The sequence below is a fragment of the Streptococcus cristatus genome (assembly GCF_963529205.1).
Classification (GTDB): domain Bacteria; phylum Bacillota; class Bacilli; order Lactobacillales; family Streptococcaceae; genus Streptococcus; species Streptococcus cristatus_O.
Genome location: NZ_CAURYF010000066.1, coordinates 1 through 3,990, shown reverse-complemented (window position 1 = coordinate 3,990; position 3,990 = coordinate 1). Strand labels below are relative to the sequence as shown.

General features: G+C 44.9%; 5 protein-coding genes. All 5 read right to left on the bottom strand.

The genetic code is table 11. From position 1 onward, the window contains the following. Positions 1–82 precede the first annotated feature (82 nt). Positions 83–1,120, bottom strand: a complete 1,038-nt coding sequence (locus tag RWS39_RS09295; RefSeq protein WP_314482859.1) for a sensor histidine kinase — start codon at positions 1,118–1,120, stop codon at positions 83–85. Next, positions 1,087–1,785 (bottom strand): response regulator transcription factor, encoded by a 699-nt coding sequence (locus RWS39_RS09290; protein ID WP_314482856.1) that lies wholly within the window; start codon positions 1,783–1,785, stop codon positions 1,087–1,089. The genes RWS39_RS09295 and RWS39_RS09290 overlap by 34 nt, the downstream gene beginning before the upstream one ends. Positions 1,786–1,797: 12 nt before the next feature. Further along, positions 1,798–2,520, bottom strand: a complete 723-nt coding sequence (locus RWS39_RS09285; protein ID WP_314482853.1) for a lantibiotic ABC transporter permease — start codon at positions 2,518–2,520, stop codon at positions 1,798–1,800. Next, the gene (locus RWS39_RS09280) at positions 2,520–3,308 is read right to left on the bottom strand and encodes a lantibiotic ABC transporter permease (protein WP_314482851.1); all 789 of its coding nucleotides are present in this window, start codon (positions 3,306–3,308) and stop codon (positions 2,520–2,522) included. The genes RWS39_RS09285 and RWS39_RS09280 overlap by 1 nt, the downstream gene beginning before the upstream one ends. Before the next feature lies 1 nt (position 3,309). Further along, positions 3,310–3,990, bottom strand: a 681-nt coding sequence (locus tag RWS39_RS09275) for an ABC transporter ATP-binding protein (protein WP_314482848.1), incomplete at its 5' end; no start/stop codon positions are given.

Here is a 3,990-nt window from a genome sequence, read left to right as displayed (position 1 = left end):
GAGGTGGGACGACGAAATCGAATTCTAACGAATTACCGTTTTCTGTCCCACTCTCTTTTATCATCTTTATTGACTTCCTTTGTTATTTGCTTTTTAAAGCCACAGTCAACTCGACACAGGCTCCTCCTTGGTCTGGATTGAGCAGAGTCAGACGACCACCGTGCAAGAGAGCGACCTGCTTAGAAAAGGCTAAACCGATACCATGATGAGGATTAGCTGAATTGCGGCTTTGGTCACTCTGATAAAAGAGCTGTTCCGCTCCCAGCAGCATCTCCTCTGAAAATGCAGGGCCATTGTTCCAGATAGCAAAAACCAACTGGTCCTGCTGCACTGATACCGTCAGCTTGACTTCTTTTTGGTCTTGGTCAGCATGTTCAAGCGCATTTAGTAAGATATTGAGTAAAGCCCGCTTAAGATAGTCTAAATGAATGGACAAAATCAGACTAAGATCACAATCTTCTTGGAGATAGAAACGATAGCTTTCCTGTTTGCTGAACAGTGCCCAATCGTCCTGTAGATCAGCCAAAAAGTCCCCTAAGGAAAGATGACTGAACTGATTAGCATCAATCTGAAAAGTCTTAGCGTAATCAATCAAAGAGCCACAATACTCTTCCATCTTGTGACTAGCCTGCAAAATCTCAGCAGCATAGTCTGCCTGTGGATGGCCCAACTGCGCCAATTCCAAGAGCTCAGCATTCCCTTTAATCACAGTTAGGGGCGTCTTCAAATCGTGCGATGTCGCTGATAGCTGTAAAATCAACTCCTGATTATGCTGCTGCTCTCTTTCTAGAAGACGAGCATTTTCTTGGTGGCTGCTCCGTAAATCGCTGTAGACTTCTAGCATTTCCTCAATCCGAAAAAGCTGACTTTGATTTTCTTCTAAAAGCTTCTCGCTCTTTAGCATTTTTATTTCCCTGTCGATTTTTCGGAGCAATTTCAAAATATGATAAAAAGTAATCAGCAGCAAGCTCCCTGCCCAAAAGAACAAGGTGAAAAGAACGTGATTACTTCCTTGCGTAAATTCATAGCCTATAAGCACAAAAATCAAAACATGAAAAAAGACGATTTTTAAACTGGTTGTCCAGACTAGGCTTTTGAAATTTCGGGTTCTAATTGCCATCTATAGCCTACTCCTCTCACTGTTGCGATTGCTTGCAGCCCTTCTTGTTTGCATTTTTGACGAATCTGATACACGTATTCTGAGATGGAGCGAAGCTGTGTTTCTGAGCTTTCTGGATAAAGCAAGGTATGCAGGCGTTCAGCTGAAAAGGTCTGCTTGGGATTGCTAGCTAGTAAATGCAGCAACTTAAACTCTCGCTCTGAAAATTTCAAGACTTTACCAAAACAGGCAACTTCATAGCGCTCTGGATAAAATTGACAAGAAGCAATTTCAGAATAGCGCTCCTCACGTCTTTCCTCCCGCCGAAGATGAGCTCTGACACGCGCCAGCAATTCTTTGGTCCCAAAAGGCTTGACAATATAGTCATCTGCTCCGCGAAAGAGCCCTTCCACTTTGTCCGCCTCCAATTCCTTGGCCGTCAAAAAGATGATCGGACACGAAAGATAAGGACGAATGTAGGAACACAGCTCAAAACCATTAACAGGCTCCATCATCACATCCAGTAGAATCAAGTCATATCCGACAAAATGCGTCAAGTCTAGCTCTTCTATCCGATCAAGCGTTGTCACATCATAAGCATCGAGCTCTAGGACGTTTTTCACCAGCTTCAAAATGCTCCGGTCGTCATCAACCACCAAAATACGATACTGTCTCATGATTTCCATTATAGCATACCTCTAGCGAACATCTCGTTTCAAGGTTAAGAATATAGCAGAGCTCCAAACCAAAGCTAGCCAGAACAGCTGTATTCCCAGCCCTGATAGATCTATTGAATGCTGAAGTCCTTCATAGTCAAAAAGATTGAGCGTAGCCAGATCGGGCAGGTATTTTGCTTCCTTGATGAAAGTTGCCAACAAACGGCTGAGTCCAATCAGGAGAGGAAAGAGCACCGACACCGGCACAACCCAAGATTGAAAGAGCAAAGCGAGTCCAGCTGCTAAAAAAGCCAGAAAAAGATTGCTGAGAAGACCAAAAGAGCTGTAATAGAGGAATTTCCCCAGCAAGGACCAGCTAAAGTCTAGGTCAAATCGAGCCAGCATAACAAAGAAATAGCTACTTATCATGACACTATAGAGAACCAAGAGTAGCACGGCCAGAAAAAGGAATTTCCCAGCCAACCAAGCCTTTCTATTTGATACAGTTAGAAAATTCGTTCGCATCCCAGACTTGACAAACTCCTGGGCAAAATAGAGGGAAGTAAAGATGACGATGACAGCCTGTGCCAGATAGAGAGCATGCAAAGCCTCGCTCAGAGCCTTCATCTGGCCAACTGCTGTCTGACTGTAGTCAAGATTCATCAGAAAAAATGGAACGATTACCAGAGCCACCAAGGCTGCACCAAGAGCGAGATAGTAAGAACGGAACTTAATCCATTCACTTCTAAGCAGAGCTTTTATCATCAGTATCGCCCTCCTAAATCCGTCTTCAAAAAGCGCAGAGAGGTCATGCCGCCGATGACTAGTAACCATGCACCAAGTATCAAGAGTCCTTGCAAGGGATTGTTGGCATATTGGGAAGTTGGCGTTGCAGCAAACAACTCTCCTGCTGGCTGTGGCAAATAAGCTCCCCAACTCGTGTGAGCAGCTAGGTAGTTTCCCAGATTATAGATCTGAGGTACGAGAAAAAGCAGAGGAACTAGCATGGTCCGAGCCAATAAACCTAACAAAAATGAAAGGATTCCCAATAGGGTTAGAGATAAGGTTTTCCACAAAATCAAACTCCAAGCTGCCTGATTGAGCAGAATCGGATCAAGCCCTTCCTTTCCTAAAGCCAGATGCATGACCATATAACTAAAGTAGATTGATAAAAAGCTACTGGCAAGAGAAAAGCAAGCAAAGGTCATGAGTTTCCCCACAAGCAACTTCAGGCGGTTATTACAGGTCAAGAGGCTAGTTCTCAAGCTATGAGACTGAAATTCCATAGCTCCCAAAATTCCAGCTAAGATGACCAAAACCATGCCTGCCATAGAGGCCCCATTGAGGCCTAGATATTCCAGCGGGTCAATGGCTTCTGCCAGACCGGGAACCGTCTCAGGCGTGGCATCCAAGCCGACAGATAAATACTGCCGGCCCTCCAGCCAGGATACGGCAGGCACCAAGAGCAGCATGAAGGCCATACTCACTTTGAAAGCCTTGGTTGAGCAAATTTTCAACCATTCTGAATGCAATAAGGACATCGTTTCTTTCATCTTAAACCTCCTCTGTCAAATCAAAGAAGAGATCTTCTAGACTGTCTGAATCTTGCAGCACCTCTTCCAATCGTCCCTGCTCAATAATTCGCCCATGATGAATCAAGACGACATCATCTGTCACCATTTGCACCTCTGACAGGATATGAGAAGATAGAAGTACCGTTTTCCCTAAATCAGCCTGCTGACGGATGAACTTTCTAAACCACTTAATCCCGCTTGGATCTAGTCCATTGGTCGGCTCATCTAATATGAGAAATTGAGGATCACCCAGCAAAGCTGCAGCCAGACCCAGCCGCTGACCTTCCCCCAGAGACAGGCTTGACAAGAGGTCCTTTCTCTTATGAGCAATTCCAGTCATCTCCAAAACCTCATCGATCCGAGACTTGGGAATAGCATTACTCGCCGCAATAATTCTCAAGTGGTCATAGACCTTTCGATTTGGCAGACCGCCAATGCCGTCAAAGGCTGCACCTACCGTTCTGAGCGGATAAGTCATTGACTGATAGGTTTGCCCATCAAAAGTCGCAGTTCCTGCTGTCGCCCGATCTAACCCCAAGAGAATCCTCAAGGTCGAACTTTTCCCCGCGCCATTTGGGCCCAGAAAAGCTGTAATCCGACCACTTCTAGCTGTAAAAGAAATATCTTTTAAAATCTGCTTGCTGCCATGCTTTTTGCAGAC